The organism is Lentzea sp. CC55, from assembly GCF_021056325.1.
Lineage (GTDB): Bacteria > Actinomycetota > Actinomycetes > Mycobacteriales > Pseudonocardiaceae > Lentzea > Lentzea jiangxiensis.
Genome location: NZ_JAJCXE010000022.1, coordinates 296,428 through 314,431, shown reverse-complemented (window position 1 = coordinate 314,431; position 18,004 = coordinate 296,428). Strand labels below are relative to the sequence as shown.

Annotated in this window: 12 protein-coding genes and 1 pseudogene; 6 read left to right on the top strand and 7 right to left on the bottom strand. The window is 71.2% G+C overall.

What is annotated here, in order from left to right; genetic code table 11:
* Positions 1 to 4 precede the first annotated feature (4 nt).
* The 3 genes from L6E10_RS17300 to L6E10_RS17290 form a co-directional block, all read right to left on the bottom strand.
* A complete protein-coding gene (locus tag L6E10_RS17300; RefSeq protein ID WP_236220530.1) occupies positions 5 to 1,399 on the bottom strand; it encodes a hypothetical protein in 1,395 nt (464 codons plus the stop codon).
* On the bottom strand, positions 1,396 to 3,213 hold the full coding sequence (locus L6E10_RS17295) for a dynamin family protein (protein ID WP_236220529.1): 1,818 nt from the start codon (positions 3,211 to 3,213) through the stop codon (positions 1,396 to 1,398). Before L6E10_RS17295 ends, L6E10_RS17300 begins: the two co-directional genes overlap by 4 nt.
* A 183-nt stretch (positions 3,214 to 3,396) precedes the next feature.
* Positions 3,397 to 4,293, bottom strand: coding sequence for an IniB N-terminal domain-containing protein (locus L6E10_RS17290; RefSeq protein ID WP_236220528.1), 897 nt, complete (start codon positions 4,291 to 4,293; stop codon positions 3,397 to 3,399).
* A 220-nt stretch (positions 4,294 to 4,513) separates the two neighbouring features.
* Here L6E10_RS17290 and L6E10_RS17285 point away from each other — a divergent pair, with 220 nt between their 5' ends.
* From L6E10_RS17285 to L6E10_RS17275, 3 genes are all read left to right on the top strand, one after another.
* Positions 4,514 to 5,722: an Hsp70 family protein gene (locus tag L6E10_RS17285; protein ID WP_236220527.1), complete on the top strand. Its 1,209-nt coding sequence runs from the start codon at positions 4,514 to 4,516 to the stop codon at positions 5,720 to 5,722.
* A gap of 2 nt (positions 5,723 to 5,724) precedes the next feature.
* Complete coding sequence (locus tag L6E10_RS17280) at positions 5,725 to 8,040, top strand: helix-turn-helix transcriptional regulator (RefSeq protein WP_236220526.1); 2,316 nt, start codon at positions 5,725 to 5,727, stop codon at positions 8,038 to 8,040.
* 284 nt (positions 8,041 to 8,324) lie between these two features.
* On the top strand, positions 8,325 to 10,379 hold the full coding sequence (locus L6E10_RS17275; protein ID WP_236220525.1) for a diguanylate cyclase domain-containing protein: 2,055 nt from the start codon (positions 8,325 to 8,327) through the stop codon (positions 10,377 to 10,379).
* Here L6E10_RS17275 and L6E10_RS17270 read toward each other — a convergent pair.
* The 4 genes from L6E10_RS17270 to L6E10_RS17255 form a co-directional block, all read right to left on the bottom strand.
* Positions 10,354 to 10,851 carry a DUF2165 domain-containing protein gene (locus L6E10_RS17270; protein ID WP_236220524.1) on the bottom strand — a complete coding sequence of 166 codons (498 nt, stop codon included), beginning with the start codon at positions 10,849 to 10,851 and terminating at the stop codon, positions 10,354 to 10,356. The two genes, L6E10_RS17275 and L6E10_RS17270, sit on opposite strands and share 26 nt — an antisense overlap.
* A gap of 61 nt (positions 10,852 to 10,912) precedes the next feature.
* On the bottom strand, positions 10,913 to 14,743 hold the full coding sequence (locus L6E10_RS17265) for a hypothetical protein (protein ID WP_236220523.1): 3,831 nt from the start codon (positions 14,741 to 14,743) through the stop codon (positions 10,913 to 10,915).
* 249 nt (positions 14,744 to 14,992) lie between these two features.
* Positions 14,993 to 15,892: an LCP family protein gene (locus L6E10_RS17260; protein ID WP_236220522.1), complete on the bottom strand. Its 900-nt coding sequence runs from the start codon at positions 15,890 to 15,892 to the stop codon at positions 14,993 to 14,995.
* A 46-nt stretch (positions 15,893 to 15,938) separates the two neighbouring features.
* The gene (locus L6E10_RS17255; RefSeq protein WP_236220521.1) at positions 15,939 to 16,880 is read right to left on the bottom strand and encodes a nucleoside hydrolase; all 942 of its coding nucleotides are present in this window, start codon (positions 16,878 to 16,880) and stop codon (positions 15,939 to 15,941) included.
* Here L6E10_RS17255 and L6E10_RS41200 point away from each other — a divergent pair.
* The 3 genes and pseudogenes from L6E10_RS41200 to L6E10_RS17245 all read left to right on the top strand — a co-directional run.
* Positions 16,870 to 17,187: pseudogene (locus L6E10_RS41200) on the top strand (N-acetyltransferase family protein); the annotation flags it as partial. The gene L6E10_RS17255 and the pseudogene L6E10_RS41200 overlap by 11 nt on opposite strands.
* Positions 17,188 to 17,243: 56 nt before the next feature.
* The gene (locus L6E10_RS17250) at positions 17,244 to 17,390 is read left to right on the top strand and encodes a hypothetical protein (RefSeq protein WP_236220520.1); all 147 of its coding nucleotides are present in this window, start codon (positions 17,244 to 17,246) and stop codon (positions 17,388 to 17,390) included.
* A gap of 73 nt (positions 17,391 to 17,463) precedes the next feature.
* Positions 17,464 to 17,946 (top strand): hypothetical protein, encoded by a 483-nt coding sequence (locus L6E10_RS17245; protein ID WP_236220519.1) that lies wholly within the window; start codon positions 17,464 to 17,466, stop codon positions 17,944 to 17,946.
* Positions 17,947 to 18,004 lie beyond the last annotated feature (58 nt).

Genomic DNA, 18,004 nt, shown 5'->3' with positions numbered 1-18,004 from the left:
TGCCTCAGCCGAACCGGGGGAGCAGCCCCTCGCACGTGCGGACCACGACCTGGGCGGCCCTGCGGTGGTCGTTCGGCGCGTGGACGTCGAGGGCCCGCGCCTGCCAGCGGACCAAGGCGTCGAGCAACGCCTCCCGCAGCTCCCCGGCGTCGGGCTCGTACTCGAAGCCCAGCCGCACGGCCGGAGCCGTGCCTTCCGCACCGACGAGCCGCAGCGCCTCGCCCTGCAGGTCGGTGGGCAGCTTCGTGCGCCCGGACTGCAGCGCCGCGACGAGCCGCAGCTCGCGGAAGTCGTGCGCGGAGGCGACGACCCGTTCGAGGTCGGTCACGAGCTTGCGGGCCTGCTGCCGCGGTTCCATCCGCAGCACGACGTCCAGCGCGAGCAACGCCGACCGGGCCTTGAGGACCTCGCGGCGCTCGGTGAAGTGGACCGCGATCGAGTCGCGCAGCTCCCCGAGCCCGCTGCGCTGCACCAGCTGCCCGGTGAGCTTCACCTGCGAGTCGAAGCCCTGCCGGACCAGCGCGGTGACCAGCCGGACGCCGAAGATCCCGAACCGCTCCAGCAACGCCTGGCGCACAGCGGGTTCCATCGTCAGCGGGAACTGCTCGCCGACGAACCTGTCCGCCGACAGCAGGTGGTCCTCGAGCTCCTCGCGGCCGAGCGAGGACAGCGCCCGCAGCGCGGCGAACTCGTCCTCCCGCAGCGTCTTCGCGGCCACCGCCAACAGCCCGGCGACCGAGACCACGTTCTGGCACAACGGTTGCACGGCCACGTCACGGCGGTAGCGGCGCGCGATCTGCTTGGCCGACGACAGCGCGTCGATCCGCCCGGCCCCGATCTCGTCGGCGCGGGCGAGCACCGCGACCGTGTGCACGGCGGCGTTGCGGGCGATGGGGTGGTCGTTGGCGGACCGCAGGAATTTCAGGTCCTCGTCCTGCACGTGCCGCATCAGGTACAGCAACGCGTCCGCGTCCCCGAGCACCTGGTCCGGCGTGGCCTCGGCCGGGGTGTCGATGAGCACGACGTCCCGCAGCGACCGCGCCGGCCACTCGACGACGACCCGGTCGGCGCGGTCGACCTGGCCGGTCTCCACGTGGTTGCGGCTGCCCCGCCTGCCGATCGTGACCTCGTGCGGCCTGCCGGGGCCGGAGAACACGTGCGCCCGCGGCTCGGTCGCGCCCCGGTACCAGACGAACGAGCTCTGCGGCGTGAACTCGTCGCCGATCAACGCGTTGACCACGGTGGACTTGCCGATCTTCGACCGGCCGGCCACCGCGATCCGCACGGGTTCGGTGTAGCGCTCGGCGTGCGAGCGCAGCCAGGCCGTGGCGCGCGGGCTGTCCCGGTAGACCGCCATCGCTTCCTGCAGCATCGACCAGACGACTCGGTCCAGCGTCACGCGGTGAGCTCCATCGCGGGACCCCCGAGTGCCTGCACCCTCTTGTAGAGCGTGACGAGCTTGTCGAGCTCCTTGCGGCCTTCCCGCATCCTGCGCTCGCGCTCGGTCTGGTCGTCCTGCACCGCGCGCTTGGCGCTGCGGGCCGACTCCAGCAACGTCTCCTGCAGCTCCTCGGCGAGCGTGCTGAAGTGGTTGCGGAGCGTTCGCTGGATGTGGCGGCCGGAGTCGCGGACGTCCTTGGAGAACTTCATGAAGAAGTCGTCCACGTGCCGTTGCGCGGCGGCCTTCGCGGCCGCTTGGCGGCGCTTCAACCGTTGGTCGCTCTCGTCCAGAATGGACTTCCCGCCGAAGAGGGCACCGGCGCCGAGCGAGATCACGTTGATCAGCGGCATGCCCGCGAGCGACGTGACCAGACCGAACATCAGCACACCGCCGTAGGAGCCGCGCAGACCCGTGAAGAGCTTCTGCGGCACGGAGAACGGCTCGATCTTCGGCTTCTCCAGCTTGCTCGCCGGCTCGAGCAGGTCGTCCGGCAGCACCGAACCGGGGATCAGGTCCTCCCGGTAGACGGGGAAGTTCCTCGCGACCTTCGCGGCCACCCACTCCGCGCGTTCCATCAGCCAGGCGAAGTTCGTGGTGGCGGCCTCGTTGAGGTTGTCCTCGAGCCACTGCTCGAACTTGTCCCAGCCGATCGCGGGGTCGGCCTCGTCATAGGTCTTGTCGACTTCGCGCAGGATCTTGCGGGTCCTGTCGCGCAGGTCGTACTCGACGTCGGAGATCAGGTCGGCCATCTCGTCGTTGAGCACGTTCTGCCAGCGCGCGGACCGGCGCCGCAGCTCGTCGACCCGCCGCTGGGCCTCCTGCAGCGTCGAGATCGTGGCGACGGTGTGCGACGAGTCGTGGGCCGTCAGCTCCTCGCGCAACGGCGTGACCAGCTGGGTGATCGCGCTCGACGCGACGACGGCGACGGCGCGGCGGGCCAGCAGGTCGGCGCTCGCCACGATGTCGCGCTGCACGCACGCCAGCAGGTCGGGGAAGCCGGACTCCGCGTTGAGCCGCTGGTCACCGGTCTTCGCCGCGCGCAGCCGCAGCGCCGACGACACCGGGATGAGCTTCGCGGGAACGCCGGCGCGGGCGAGCAGCGCCCTGTTGCGCTCGACGACGGCACGCCAGCCCGGCACGAGGTCGATCTTCGTGACGACCACCGTGACGTTCGGGCAGGCCTCCATGACCTTCTTGAGCAGCGTCATCTCCGCGGACGTCAGCTCACCGGTCGCGTCGGACACGAGCAGCACGGCGTCGGCCTGCATCAGCGTCGCGAACGTGCTGGCGGTGTGCGCGGAGCGGGTGTCGCCGACGCCGGGGGTGTCGATCAGGACCAGGCCGCTGTCGAGCAGGGCGCGCGGGATGCCGATCTCGGCCCGCACGACGTGCTTCGACTGCGCGGTGGCCTGTTTCGTCACCTGGTCGATCGGGACGGCGATGCGCTCGGTCGGGGTGTGGAAGATCGAGCCGCCCGCGGACGCGTTGCGGACCAGCGCCGCCGACGGCGTGTCGGCGTGCTGGACGAAGGTCGGCACAGTCGTCGTGATGTCGTCGCCCACCGCGCAGACGGGGGCGTTGAGCAACGCGTTGACGAGCTGGCTCTTGCCTTGTTTGGACTCGCCGACGACGAGGACGCGCAACTTGGGATCCAGTTGCTGTGCCCGCTTTTCGCGCAGCCGGGCCTCCAGGTCGGGCCGCCGGTGCGTGACGCAGGCCCCGATCGTCTCGTCGAGCACGTCGAGCCAGGGCGGTGCCATCACCTGACTCATAGTGCCGTGTTCACCCCCTTGGGTGAAAGTCTCGAACCGGAGACCGGTCCGGTTCTGTCAGGACCGGGCAGTTCGGAGGGGCGGTGACGTTCCTCACCGCGTGAGCGGGCCGGACGGTGCCCGGAGACGCCGAACCGGCCCTGTCCAGGTGGGACAGGGCCGGTCCGCGGTGGCGAGGGTGGCTCAGCCGAGCAGGCCGCCGAGGTCGAGGGCGTCCGGAACGTTGTGCGTCACGTCGCTGACGGTGCCGAGCACGTTGCCGACACCCGCGTCGCCGACCAGGCCGGTCGCGGTGCCGCCGACGCCGGTGACCGTGCCGACCACGCCGGTCGCGGTGTGCGAGACGGTCGCGACGGTCTCGGTGGACTGCGCGGTGAGGGTGCCGTCGGCCAGGTCGCCCAGGCCGGAGACGTCGAGAACGCCCAGGTTGGCGTCGCCGCCGCCGAGCACGCCGAGGGCGTCGTGGGCGAGGCCCGTCACGCCGTCGAGGTGGCCGAGGGCGCCGTCGACACCGGGAACGGTCGAGGTGACGCCCGCGAGCGGCGCGTCGACCGTCGCGGTGGCGGTGTCGGCCACGTCCAGCACGGTGCCGGTGAGCGGCGACGTGGTCTGGTCGAGGACGCTCGTCACGTCGCCGATGGCGGAGAAGTCGCCGTCGAGACCGATGTTGGTCGAGGTGTACTCGCCCAGGGTCTTGTTCGCGACGATCAGGTTGAGGCCGTCCGCGTCCGCCGCGAGCAGGCCGGCCGACGAGGTGTGCAGGTCGCTCAGGCTGAGGCCCGACGAGGTCAGCTGAGACGCGACCGCCTGCAGCTGGCTGATGGCGCCGAGCGGACCGTCCGAGAGGAGGTCGTCAGTGGGCAGGGCCAGGTCCACCCCGTCGATGGCGGGCAGGCCAGCGGGGGTGGCGGGCAGCAGGTCGATCACCAGCGGGATGACCTCCTGCACGTCGAGGGCCGTGATGTCCGCCAGACCGGCCTGCTCCAAGGTGCCCTGGGCGTCGTTCGCGAACGCGTCCTTGAGGGCCGGGTCGCTGAGCAGGTTGAGCACGAAGTCGTGGAGCGTGCTGGGCTGGATCATCTGAAGGGACTCCATGGTTGAGGCACGGAACGGTCGGGGTGTGCGGCTGAAAGCTATGGGGAGTCCGTCTTCCCCTACATCGGGGATCACTCCCAGTGAATCCCCGTTCCCCGATGGGGTGACGCTCGTTGACCCCCTAGGGGATTAGGGGCATCACTTGAGCGCCTCTCGTTCACCCGTGTAGGTACTGGTCGCTGCTGCGAACAGGTGAGGAAGAGACTTGGCGTACGTACTCGGAGTCGATGTCGGGACCACCCGGACGACGGCTGCCGTGTGCCGCCTCGACGGGACCCGGGACGCCGAGGTCGCGCTGGTGGTGCCGTCGTTGCTGCAGCTCACGGACGCGGGCACGTTCACGGTCGGTGAGCTCGGCCTTCCCGGCTGGACGGCCTTCGGCTTCGCCCGCAGGGCCGGCGACGCGGTGCCGTTCTCGCTGGGACCGGAGACGTGCCCGGCCGAGGAGCTCACCGCGTTGATGATCATGTGGGTCATCGGCGAGGTGGTCGCCCGAGAGGGTGAACGGCCTCGTCACGTGGCAGTGAGTCACCCCGCCGGGTGGGGCCCCTATCGCCGTGGACGGCTCCACGGGGCGTTGCGGGCGGTCGGCGTGCACGACTTGACGCTCGTGGCGGAGCCGCTGGCGGCCGCCGAGAACCACGCCGTGCGCGCCCGCGTGCTGCCCGACGCCTTCCTGGCGGTGTTCTCGCTGGGCAGCCACGCGTTCTCCGCGTCGGTCGTCCGGCGTGCGCAGAACCGGACGTTCGAGCTGGTCAACCACGTCGAGGGCGTCGACCACCACACCGGTGCCGACTTCGACGACCTGCTGGGCGCGCTGGTGCGCGGCAGGCTCGGCAAGGACGGACGCGTGTCGGCCGTCGAGTGCGAGGCGGCCAATCGGGCGTTCGGGCAGTCGGTGGTGGTGAGCGGTGTCGAGATCACCCGCGACGAGTTCGTCGAGGAGGTCCGGCCGTCCGTCGACCACCTGGTCGGCACCTTCGTCCGCGCGGTCGGCCCGGTGCGGCCCGACGCGGTGCTGCTCGTCGGCGGTGCCTGCCGGATGACCGTGGTCGGCGACGCGCTGTCGGCCGCGGTCGACTGCCGGGTGCTGGCCGAGGCGGCGCCGGAGCACTCGGTCGCGAAGGGCCTCGCGGTCGCCGCCCGCCTCGTCCTGCTGGGGCCCGAGGTCGAGCCGGAACCGCTCGACACCTCGGTGCTGCTGCACACCCGCGAACAGTCGCTGCGCTTCCCCGTCGGCGAGGTCCCGGCCCCGGACGACGACGAGTTCACCGCGCCACCGCCCCGCCCGCCGGTGGACGTGTCCCCGCTGGAACTGCCGCCGCGCCGGGTCAAGCGCGTGGCGAGCGTGCTGAAACCTGCCGGACGCCGGTCCGGCTCCCGATCCCGAGACGATGATGAGGACGGCCGTTGAGCGTGACCACGCGAGCCAGGTTGGTGCTGGACACCTCCGTGCGAGGAGTCCTCGACCGGATCAACGACGCCGCCGCGGACACCCGCCTGCGCGTCGTCGTCGCGGCGCCCGGCGGTTACGGCAAGACAGCGTTTCTCTCGGAGATCACCAACACCGCCGTGCGCGTCGTCGACGACGCGCACCTGCTGGACGACGCCACCCTGCGCGAGCTCGCCGCCGAGCCGCTGCTGGCGGTGGCCTACCGCCCCTGGCCGCGCCGCGCCGTGCTGGCCGAGCTGAGCCGCGGCGCCGTGGTCGTGCCGCTGGCGCCGTTCACCCGCGAGCAGGTCCGCGACCTCCTGCAAGCGCCCAAACCGGTCGTGGACTTCGTGCACGCGCAGACCGGTGGCGTGCCCGCGCTCGTGGAACGGCTCGGCGCCGCCACCGAGGTCTCGCCGGAGGTGCTCGGCACGTTCCGCGCCGAGCTCGACTGGCTGGACCCCGACCTGCAGAAGTTCCTGCTGGCCGCCGAGGCCGGGGCCGCCCAGCGCCTCGACCTGCTGTCGGCGTTGCTGGACAAGGACTTCGACGAGGTCAGCGACATCATCGAGGCCGCCCGCGCCACCGGCGTGCTGGCCGAGGACGGCACCCTGCTGCCCCTCGCGCACCGGGCCGTCGGTGCTCTCGCCCGTGCCGAGCGGCGGATCGCCGTGCGCCAGAAGCTGGCCCAGCTGCAGATGGACCGCGGTGGACCGGTTCTCGAGCTGGTGCGGCCGTTGCTGGACACCGGGATCGGCGGGCCGGTGTTCGCCGCCGCCGCCCGGGAGGCCCTGTCGTCGGACCCCGCGCTGGCCGCTCGGCTGTTCCACGCTTCCACCGGGGGCGGGACGCCCTCTTCCGAGACCGCCGCTTCGTGGGCCACCGCCTCCGCGATGGCCGGTGACCTGGACGCGGCTCTGCGCCTCGCCGACCAGGTGATCAGTTCGTCCGACACCCCGCAGCGCCGGACCGCCGCCGAGGTCGCCGCGGTGGCTCTCGCGCACCGCGGCCAGCTGGCCCGCAGCACCGAGCTGTTCCGGTGGGCGGCCACCCCTTACGCGGCAGCGTTCGCCGGTATCGGGTCGATCGGGACCGGGCACCTGTTCGAAGAGACGCCACCGCAGCCCCCGACGATGCTCGGTGGAGCGGCATCCCTGATGCTGCAGGGCGTCCGGCAGTCGGTGACCGGGGCCGAGACGGCCGCACTGTCCACTTTGGTCCGCGCCTCGTCGATGCTCGAACCCGCCGGCGGGGCGGTGCTGCTGCCGGACAGCCCGGCGGCGCTGGCGGCGCTGGTGGCGGTGCACTGCGGTGAGCCGAACATGGCCGAGTCCGTGCTGGACCGCGCTGTGGAGACCGGAACCGGTGGCGTGCTGATGTCCGTGCGGCACCGGTTGTTGCGGGCCTGGTTGCAGATGCTGCGCGGGAACCTGGCTGTGGCTCGGGAGACCCTGATGTCCGTCCGGGGTGCTTTCGAGCCTCGCGACTGGATCTTCGCGGTGGCCTTGGAAGTGGGTGTGGCTCGGCGCAACAGCGACCTGGCCACCCTGCGCCGCACCTGGGAGCAGGCCTGCGAGGCCGTTCTGCGGCATCCGGTGGACCTGTTCAGCCTGCTGCCGCTGGGGGAGTTCGCGGCGGCTGCCGCCCGGTTGCGGGACCAGGAGCGGCTGGCGCCGCACCTGGCACAGGCGTCCGCGCTGCTGAAGTCGTTGGGAAACCCGCCGTTGTGGGCCGCGCAGTTCCACTGGAGCTTGCTGCACTCGGCGATCATCGACGAGAACACCGCCGTCGCCGAGGAGCACGCGGCCGTGCTGGGGGAGTTCCGGGAACGGTCGCGGTACTGCTCGATCCTGTCCGCCGCCGCCGAGTGCTGGCTGGACGTGGTGGCGGGGAAGGTGGATCCGGACCGGGTCGAGGCCGCGGCTCGCAGCCTGCACGCGGTCGGGCTCTGGTGGGACGCCTCGCGGCTGGCCGGTCAGGCCGCGATCCGGACCTCCGACCGGCAGGCGATGGTCCGGCTGCTCGACTGCGCCCGGTTGTTGCAGGGGCGGCCGGTGTCCGCTCGCCGGGCCGCCGAGGCCGTGGCCGCCGACGTCGTCGAGGACGCCGGGAAGCTGAGCGACCGGGAGCGGGAGGTGGCCCAGCTGGTCGTCGAGGGGATGACCTACCGGCAGGTGGGGGACCGGTTGTTCATCTCCGCCAAGACCGTTGAGCACCACATGGCTCGGATGCGGCAGCGGCTGGGGTCCACCTCCCGGTCGGATCTGCTGGCTCAGCTGCGGCACATCCTGGGAGCCTGAGGGGCCGCGAGGTGTGCCGGCCCGGCATCACGCATCTGTGTTGCTGATCACCGCTCGACCTGTGCCGGTGCCGTTCGCCGGTGCGTTCCTCCCGCTGGGCGCGTGTAGCCCTATGGGGTATCGAGGGTTGGGCTGTTCCGAGCGGAAGTTGGTCCGGTTGAGCGACTCAAGCTCGTAACGCTGAGAGTTCGCCATACCCCCGTCAGGGGGAACGCCGTCTCGTCATCGGACGGTGTGGGTTGCTGGCTGTAGGCTTCCGCACCGTTGCTCGCCGAGCAGGTCAGGTGGATCGGTTGCCGAGCCAGGACGACGCGGGACCGTCACGTCGGACAGGACGTGACGAGCTGGCGCGCGACTGGGCTGCCCAGGTCAGTCGCACCGCGTACATCCCCCTGTCCGCCGCCAAGCTGGTGGAGGAGCTGCACGAGCTGCTCAACGTCGTGGCCGAGGCGGTCGCCGAGGATCCCGCTGTCGCCTCCCGGGCGGGCACCCGCCTCGTCGAGATGCACTGCGTCGGCGCGGAGAGCCTGGCCAGGTCCGTCGAGGTGCTCGCGCGGTTCGTCGTGCAGGAAGGGGCGGACGCGCAGCGGGCCGCGTTGGTGATCGGGGCCGTGTCCGCCGCGTACACAGCGGCGATCCAGGCGTTCGTGCTGGAGCAGCAGGAGAGCGTCAGCCAGGCGTTGCTGCGGGCGAACCGGGCTGTGCAGCTCGACCTGCAGGCCAGCGAGGAGCGGTTCGAGGACATCTTCGCCCACTCGTCGACCGGCATCGCGATCGTCAGCCTCGACGGCGAGCTGAAGCGGGCGAACGAGGCGTTGTGCACCATCCTGCGGCGCGAGGACGTCGCGGGGATGACGCTCGCGGACCTGATCGCGCCCGCCGACCTGCCCCTGGTCGACGACGCCCTCGCCAGTCTCCGGCACGGGCGGATGCGGCGCGTCGAGGAGCGGCCGCGGTTGATCGACCGAGATGGTGAGCACTTCCGGGTCCTGCTGGCCGCCACCGTGCAGAAGGACGCCGAGGACAACCCGCGGCACCACGTCGTGATGATCGACGACGACAGCCAGCTCACGTTGCTCGGCGGGCGGTTGCAGTACCAGTCGCTGCACGACGCGCTGACCGGGTTGCCCAACCGGCAGTACCTGACGACTCGGCTGGAGTCGTTGCTGCACAGCGACATCGAGCACGGCGTGACGCTCTACCACCTCGACCTCGACGCCTTCGCGGTGATCACGGACGGGCTCGGGCGCGAGATCGGGGACGAGGTGCTCAAGCTCGTCGCCGAGCGGCTCAGCTCCGTCTTCGCCGCGGAGAAGGCGATGGTCGCGCGGCTCGAGGGCGACGAGTTCGCCGTGCTCGTGGAGAACGGACCCGACACGCCGGACGTCGACACGACGGTGCGGACCATCGAGCACGAGCTGGCCGAGCCCGCGTACTTCGGTGAGCACGGGGTCGCGGTGTCGGCGACGATCGGGGTGTTACCGCGGCTGCACCCCGGTGATCATCCCGCCGAGGTGCTGCGGGCCTCGGACATGACGTTGCGGCGGGCCAAGCGCAGCGGGCGCCGACAGTGGGGGTTGCACGACGCCACGCAGGACAAGCGCGAGCAGGAGGAGCTCGCCCTGGCCGCGGTCATGCCGGGGGCGTGGGAGAACGGTGAGATCGAGGTCGTGTTCAACCCCGTCATGAGGCTCGACGGGACGGCACGGGTGTGCGTCGAGGCCGAGCTGAACTGGCGGCACCGCGACGCCGGGCTCGTCCCGCACGAGAAGTGCGTGTCGATGGCCGAGCACACCGGGTTGATGTTGCCGTTGGGCGAGTGGATGCTGCGCAGGGCGGCCGAGACCGCGTGCGAGCACGAGGAAGTGCTCGCGGTGTGCCTCACCGAGAGCCTGGCGAACAGTCCCGACCTCGTCCGGGACGTGCGGCGGGTGCTCGCGGACACCGGGTTGCCGGCGGGCCGGTTGCTGCTGGGCTTTCCCGTGCACGTGCTCGCGTCGCAGGACAGCGAGGCCGCCGACAACCTGGACCTGTTGTCGGACATGGGAATCCACATCGGCGCGCGGGACTTCAAGGGGTCCACGGCGGAGATCGAGCTCGTCCGTTCTCTCGGCGTCACGGCCGTGCGGGTGAAGGGGCGCTGCCAGAAGCCGGACGAGCTCGTGTCGCACGTGCTCAGCGACCTCGTCGGGTTCGTGCACGAAGCCGGTGGGCTCGTGGTGGTCGATCCGGTCGAGGACGCCGAGCAGCGCGACTGGTGGGCTTCGTTGGGCGCCGACGCCGGGGTCGGGCCGGTGTTCTGCGGGGAGCCGACTACGCGGTGGCCCGACGCGGGGTGAGGTGCACCAGGACCAGCGCGAAGCCCGCGATGGTCACCATGCGCAGGGCCGCGCCGATGCCGTTCCAGTCCTTCGACTGCCACATCGCGAACCACTCGCCGCCGATCGTGATGAAGCCGCCCAGGAACAGCGCCACGACCATCAGCAGGCCCGCGGACGCGAACCTGCGCGCGCTGTCCTCCCTGTCGCGCAGGTACGCGATCGTGCCGGCGGTCAGCAGGACCGCGGAGATCGCCTCCCACACGATGATCGCGACGTAGACGATCGTGACGACGGCGGGGCTCGTGATGGCCCGCCACTTCAGACCTTCGCCGAACGTGGTGTCCATGGCGAGGACGTGCCGCACGAACGCCTCGTTCGTGCCGTAGTCCGTGACGTTGCCGAGAACCACCAGGAGCATGTTGAGGGCGATGAACCCGACGGTCACCGCGACGACCGCGCGCAAGCTGCCGACCCGAGCAAGAAGACGCATGGAGCGGACAGTAACCGACGACCTGCTGTCGGTGAGGCGCTGTTGAGCGGATTGCCGCCGGTCAGCAGGGGTTCTGGAACTCCACCTGGGGCAGGCGCGACTGCCACAGCTTCTCCGTGAGCGCTCCTCTCGTGGTGGCGCAGATGCGTTCCGCCTCGTGCGCGACGTCGACGTCCCACGCCCGCAGCAGGCCGTCGCCCGTGCCGGACAGCACCAGAACGCTGGTGCCCGGCCGGAACTGCACGTTCGGCTCGGCGCCGGACGCGAGCGCCATCGGCTGGCCGAGCGGGGTCGCGCTCGCGGGATCGGAGATGTCCCACAACCGGAACGTCTTGTCCGAACTGCCGCTCGCGAGCGTCTTCCCGTCCGGTGTCACCGAGAGCGAGAAGACCTGCTGGGTCTGCCCGGTGAGCACGCCGATCGCCACCGGCTCCTCCCGGTCGCGCACGTCCCAGAGCCGGATCGCCTTGTCGGTGCCACCGGTGACCAGCGTGGAGCCGTCCGGTGTGAAGACGGCGCGCTGCACGGGTTCGTGGTGGTCTTCCAGCGGCTTGCCGAGCAGTCGTGGCGCACCCGGATCGGTCACGTCCCACAGCCGCACCATGCGGTCGCTGCTCGCCGTCACCATGGTCCTGCCGTCCGGGCTGAACGCCGTGTCGTTGACGTAGCCGTCGTGGCCCGGCAGCGGCTCGCCCAGCTCGAGCGGGTTCGCCGGATCGCTGACGTCCCACAGCTGCACCGACTCGTCGTCGGCGCTCGTCACCAGGAGCTTGCCGTCGGGGGAGAAGACGAGCTGGTTCGCGAACCTCGTGCCGAGCATGATCGGCTCGGTGAGCGGCGTGATCCGAGCCGGGTCGCTCGTGTCCCACAGCTGCAGCGTCTTCTCGCCCGCGAACGTGCCGAGCACCTTGCCGTCCGGGCTGAGCTGCACCCGCACGGAACCCCGGTCGGGGCTGACCTTCGCCGAGCCGAGGAACCGGGGCCTGAACGGGTCCGTCGTGTCCCACAGCCGCGCGGTCTTGCCGTCCTTGCCGCCGGTGCCGTCGGCGGTCGCGAGCAGCTCGCCGTCCCTGCTGAACGACACCACCCCGGCGTTGCCCGCCGGGACCGGCACGACGTGCTCGGGCAACGACCACAGCCGCACCGAGTTCTCCCCGGCGCCGGTGGCGAGCGTGCGGCCGTCCGGGGTGAAGCCGACCGCGAACACGCCACCGCTCGGCGCCGCGAGCGGTTTGCCGATCTGGTTCGCGTTGACCGGGTCGGTGACGTTCCACAGCCGGGCGGTGCCGTCCACGGCGCCGGAGGCGAGCACCAGCCCGTCGGGCCTGAACTTCACCGACCACACGCCGGCGGTGTGGCCGACGAGCGGATCACCGACCGGTGCCTGCGTCGCCACGTCCCAGAGCCGCACCGTCGTGTCGTCGGCGGCGGACGCGAGCAGGCGGCCGTCCGGGCTGAACGTCACCGAGTGCACGCCGTTGGTGTGGCCGGACATCGGCTTGCCGACCGGGGTCCTGGTCGCGACGTCCCAGAGCCGGATGGTCTGGTCGTCGCCCGAGGTGGCGAGCGTCCTGCCGTCCTGGGTGAAGGCGAGCGTCCTGACCGCGGCGGTGGCGCCGCGCAGCGGTTCGCCGAGCGGTTTCGGGTCCGCCGGGTCGCTGACGTCCCACAGCCGCGCGGTCTTGTCCTCGTTCGCCGCGGCCAGCGTCCTGCCGTCGGGGCTGAACTCCAGCAGGTAGCTGGTGCCGTTGCCCGTTTCGATCGTCTTGACGTGCCTGGGGTTCGCCTTGTCGCCGATGTCCCACAGGCGGATCGTCCTGTCGTTGCCGGTGGTGGCGAGGACCCGGTCGTCCGGCGAGAACACCGCGGACGTCAGCCAGTCGGTGTGGCCGCTGATCACCGCCAGGGGCTTCGGGTTCGAGCGGTCGCGCACGTCCCACAGGCGGGCCGTGCGGTCGTAGCTCGCCGTCGCGAGGACGGTGCCGTCCTTCGTGAACGACGTCAGGTAGACCGCGCCGGTGTGGCCCTGCAGCGGCACGGCCAGCGGCGTCTGCTGGTTCGCGAGCAGCTTGGAGCCCACGTCCAGGTCGTCCGGCCGCATCCGGTGGGCGGCGAGCAGCAGCTGCGCGGCCACCGACGGGTCGGTGTCGGCCAGCCGGTCGGCCTCGGCCACCACCTGCCGGAACACCGCGTCGTTGCGCTGCCGGACGGCTATCACCGCCGCGCTGGCCGCTATCAGCGCGAACACCACCACGAGCGAGATGGCGCTGCGGCGGAGCCAGACGCTCTTGCGGTGCTGGCGCTCTGACGTCCGCACGAACTCCTTCGCGACCGTGGTGACACCCCGCTGCTGCCGCACGCCCTCCAGCCGTGCGCCGCGGTAGAGCAACGACGAGTCGCGGTCGTGCGCGGCCCAGGTGGCCGCGTCCTCCTCCAGCCGCTGCCGGGTCAGGTTGCCGGCGCGGTCCTCGTCGATCCAGCTGCGCAACCGGGGCCAGGCCTGCAGCAGCGCCTCGTGCGTGATCTCCACCGCGCCGGCGTCCGCGGTGATCAGGCGCGCGTGGGTCAGCACCTCGAGCGCCCGTTCGGCGGCGGGCAGGTTGGTGCTCGCCTCCAGCAGGCTGTGGCGGCTCGACCGGCGGCGCGTGTCCTGCGTGTCGTCGCCCACCCTGACCAGCCGCAGGAGCAGCTGCCGCGCGGCCGCCCTGGCCGGTTCGTCGAGGTCGGCCCAGGCGCGTTCGGCCGTGGCGGCGACGGCGCCCTGGATGCCGCCGGCCGCGCGGTAGCCCGCGATCGTGAGCCGCCCGGCCTGCCTGCGCTGCCACGTGACGAGCAGGGCGTGGCTGAGCAGGGGGAGCGCGCCCGCGTCGTAGGCGTCCTTGCCACGGCGGTTGTGCGTGCCGAGGTCGCGCAGCATGAGGTCGACCAGACCGGCCTCGAGCTGCAGGCCCGCGGCCCTGGCCGGGTTCGTCACCGCGTCGCGCACCTCGGCGGCCGACATCGCGCCGAGCACCATCTGCCTGCTCTGCAACGCCTCGGACAGCTCGGGGAAGTCGAGGCAGCGCCCGTAGAAGTCGGCCCGCACGCCCAGCACGACCGCCGTCTTCTCCGCCGCCACGTGCAGCGCCTGCACGAAGACCCGCAGCCGGTCCTCGTCGCCGCCGAGCGTGAACGCCTCCTCGAACTGGTCGACGATCACCACCCTGTCCCCGACCGCGGCCTGCACCTCGTGCGCGAAGCCGGCCGGCAGGTCTTGCTCGGCCGCCGCCTCCAGCGCGTGCGCCAGTTCCGGCAGCCGGAGCCCGAGCTCCTTCAACGGGTCGGTGCCGGGGGAGATGACGACGACCTCTTTGTCCAGGCGCGGTATCACGCCTGCCTTCATGAGGCTCGACTTGCCGGCCCCGGAGGCGCCGACCAGCATTGTGATGCCGTTTTCGTCCATTCGCCCGAGAAGTGCTTCCGTCGCTCTTTCCCGGCCGAAGAACCAATTCGCGTCGTCAGGACCGAATGCGCTCAGGCCCATGTACGGGCAGACCGCGCTGTCTTCCTGAGAGGGTGTTTCCGCCTCCGAGGCGGGGCTCGCGAGCGCCTCCTCCCAGAGCGCGCGCCAGCCGTCCAGTTCGTAGAGACCGTCGATCACCGGCTGCGGCCTGCGCTTGCGGGCCTCGCCGACCAGGACCTCGAGGACCGCGCTCAGCCCGCTGAACCGGGCGGGCACGTTGCGCCCCCGCCGCCAGTCGCTGACCCGTTGCGCGGGCACCCGCAGCGGCCTGCCCCGTTCGTCCGTCCGGCGGGCGCGCGCCACCGACTCCGTGACCCGCTTCAGCGGAGGGTCTCCCGCCTCCGCGTAGAGCAGCGCGAAGCGCTCCGCGAAGACGCCACGGGGTCCCAAGCGGCCTCCCCCCTCCGGTCCGGAAAACGCGTACCGCCCGTCTGAGCTGCGGCGCACGCACCGGACGAGCTGTCAGGAACCCACCATAACGAGGTGGTCTGACAACCTCGACCGCACGTCCCTCACGAGATCGGGAGACCGTCGAAGTGGCAGAGGCAGACTGGGGCAGAACTTCCACGGCTGAGGAGCGCTGGGGGTCTCCTCAGCCGTGGCCCGGACCGCGCGAGTGGCAGGGCGCGGCCTGCTAGGTCAGGCGGCCCGCCAGAGGGCGTCCGCCTCCGGTTGCTTCGGCCGGACCCGGTTCGGGTCCGGCGGGTAGGCCTCGGTCGGCAGCGTCACGTAGGTGATCGCGTCCGGCCTCAACGCGGTGAGCTTGCCCGCGAGGCCGGCCAGTTCCGCGACCGACCCGATGCCGGTGTCCGTGACGACGGACCTCGTCATCACGTCGGCGAGTTCGAAGGTTTTCCGCGGACTGGCGAGCCAGTTCTCGTTCGCGATTTTCTCGCTCAACGCGCGCATGAAGAGCTGCTGGTTCTTGATGCGGTTCAAATCGCTCCCGTCGCCGATGCTGTACCGGGTCCGGACGAATGCGAGCGCCTGCGTTCCGCTCAGCTTCGCCGGCCCGGCCGGCAAGCGCAGTCCGCTCTTGTCGTCGTCGATCGCCTCGGGCAGGGTGACGTCGATTCCGCCGAGCCGGTCGACGACGTCGCGGAATCCACCGAAGTCGATCTGCACGAAGTGGTCGATCCGGATGCCGCTCAGCTGCTCGACCGTCGCCACCGTGCACGCCGCACCGCCCGTGGAGAACGCGCTGTTGAACATGGCGATCGCGGCCGGAGGGGTGTCCCCGCACCGCGGCCTCGGCACCATCGTGTCGCGCGGGATGCTGACGACCCGGGCCCGGTCGCCCTTCGCGTCGAGCCGCACGACCATCGCGGTGTCGGACCGGTCGTCGTCCTTGCCGATCAGCAGGACGTCGAGGGGGCGGCCGGGCGTCGACGGAGGCCTGGGGTGGGTGATCTCCCGAGCGAGGTCGACGGTCTCGAGGTTGCTCTCGAGCCGCCAGTACGAACCCCCGGCCACGACACCCGCGGCGATGACCACGGCGGCCCCCGAGACCGCGAGCCATCGTTTCGAGTGGACGTTCACCCCTCCGACGGTCCCGGCTGTTCGTCCGGGTTCCGTCGTCGGTTCGTCATGGTTGTGTCACAGCGCGCCTCAGTTGGTCGAGGAAGACGTCGGTCCGCGCGGTGACGGCGTACTTCGCCTTCGTGCGTTCGGTGGCGATGTCACGGCCGAAAGGGCTGTCCGGCGCGAGGAACCGCTGGTCGGCGACGATCTTGCCGCGCGTGTACCGCCCGGTGAGCTCGATGGCGAACCGGTCCTCGTGGTACGTGGCGAGGTCCGGTTCGACCAGGACCGCGGCGGCGAGCGGGTCGTGCGGCACGAACCCCCGCTTGCCCAGGAAGCTGCCGTAGAAGTCGGCGTAGAAGCCGAGGATCCGCCGCGGGTAGCAGTCGCCGGGCAGCGCCTCCAGCCACTCGGCTGGCGCGTGGCACTCCATGGTGACGTCGAGACCGACGATCGTGAGGTCCTCGAAGCCCGCGGCGAGGACCAGGTCCGCCGCCTCCGGGTCGTGCCAGAAGTTGGCCTCGGCGTGGGAGGTGATGTTGCCCGGCACGTTGAGCGCACCACCCATGACCACGACCCTGTCCAGCAGCCGCGGCAGCCGTGGCTCGATCTGCAGCGCCAGCGCGACGTTGGTGAGCGGCCCGATCGCGAGCAGGCTCAACTCACCGGGGTTCCGCCGCGCCAGGTCCGCGAGCTGCTCGGCGGCGCTCTGCCCGGTGGGGCTGGTCGTGGGCTCGTCACCGGCGTACCCGCCGAGCCCGTCCGCCCCGTGCACGTCCTCGGCCGTCATGAGCGGCTGCGCGAGCGGCTTCGCGGCCCCCGTGGCCACGGGCACGTCGAGACCGAGGCGCTCCGTGAGCCGCAACGCGTTGGCCGTGGCCAGCTCCACCGGAACGTTGCCGTGCACCGTGCCGATGGCGGCTATTTCGACCTCGGGCCGGTCGCGCAGGTAGTACAGAGCAAGGGCGTCATCGATCCCGGGGTCCGCGTCAACGATGATGCGCATGCGATCGATCATGCCATTGGGGGAAACCATGACAGTCCGCCCAGCCGTGCCGGCAGATGCTCCGGCCATCGCGTCGGTGCACGTCCGCACCTGGCAGTCCGCCTACCGCGGCCTGGTCCCCGATTCGGAGCTCGACAACCTCTCCACAGAAGCCCGCACGTCGATGTGGGAGCGCTCGATCCCACACGGCGGCGTGTGGGTGGGCCTGCTCAACGACACCGTGGCCGGCTTCATCTGCGTGGGCCCGTCCAGCGAACCCGACGCCACCTCCCAGCTGCACGCGATCTACGTCCTGCCCTCCGCCCAGGGCACCGGCCTGCCCGCGAACTGGCCAGGACAGCCCTCGCCGGCCACGAAGACGTCGTGCTGTGGGTGTTCGACGAGAACCCGCGCGCCCGCCGCTTCTACGAGCTCCTCGGCTTCCGCGCCGACGGCCACGAGAAGGTCGAGACCGTGGACGGCAAGGAGCTGAAGGAGATCCGCTACCGCCTCACCGGCCCGGTGACCTGAGCTCGCTCCGCAGTTCGTGGGCACCCGCTTCCTGCCTACCATCGACATCCCGATGCGCACACAGGGAGCAGCCGTGGTGTTCCGACCAGTCTTCCGCCGCAACCTGGAGTCCCGCGAGGCCTCGATAGCCCGCGAGGTGTTCGGCGACGCCCTCGACATCAGCGCCCTGACCCTCGCCGAAGGCGGCGCCCTCGGCAGCTTCGGCGTGGCCCGCACCCTCCCGCGCCTGGTCACGTTCCCCAGGGGAGTCCTGACCACCCCGCAACACCAGGCCCGCTACGAACGCTGGCTGGTCCACGAGCTGACCCACGCCTACCAGTACCAGCACGGGCGCGGCGTCCTCAGCCTCCTGCCCACCGCCATCGCGGGCTTCTTCAAGAAGAGCCTCTACGACTACGGCGGCGTCGAAGGCCTGCGCGGCAAGACCTTCGCGGACTTCAACACCGAGCAGCAGGCGAACATCGTGGCCGACTACTACTACCTCAGCACCTATGAGCCTGACCGCGACCTCTCGGCCTACGAGCCTTACATCCGTTTCGTGCGCTCTGGTGGCTGACGCTGTTCGGCGCTGCGTTCTCCGTGAGCGGCTTTGGGGGCGAAAAGATCAAGCTCCG

Excerpts from the sequence above, each read along its gene's own strand:
- L6E10_RS17295 (WP_236220529.1), bottom strand. The coding sequence starts at position 3,213 with ATGAGTCAGGTGATGGCACCGCCCTGGCTCGACGTGCTCGACGAGACG.
- L6E10_RS17290 (WP_236220528.1), bottom strand. The coding sequence starts at position 4,293 with ATGATCCAGCCCAGCACGCTCCACGACTTCGTGCTCAACCTGCTCAGC.
- L6E10_RS17270 (WP_236220524.1), bottom strand. The coding sequence starts at position 10,851 with ATGCGTCTTCTTGCTCGGGTCGGCAGCTTGCGCGCGGTCGTCGCGGTG.
- L6E10_RS17255 (WP_236220521.1), bottom strand. The coding sequence starts at position 16,880 with ATGCGCATCATCGTTGACGCGGACCCCGGGATCGATGACGCCCTTGCT.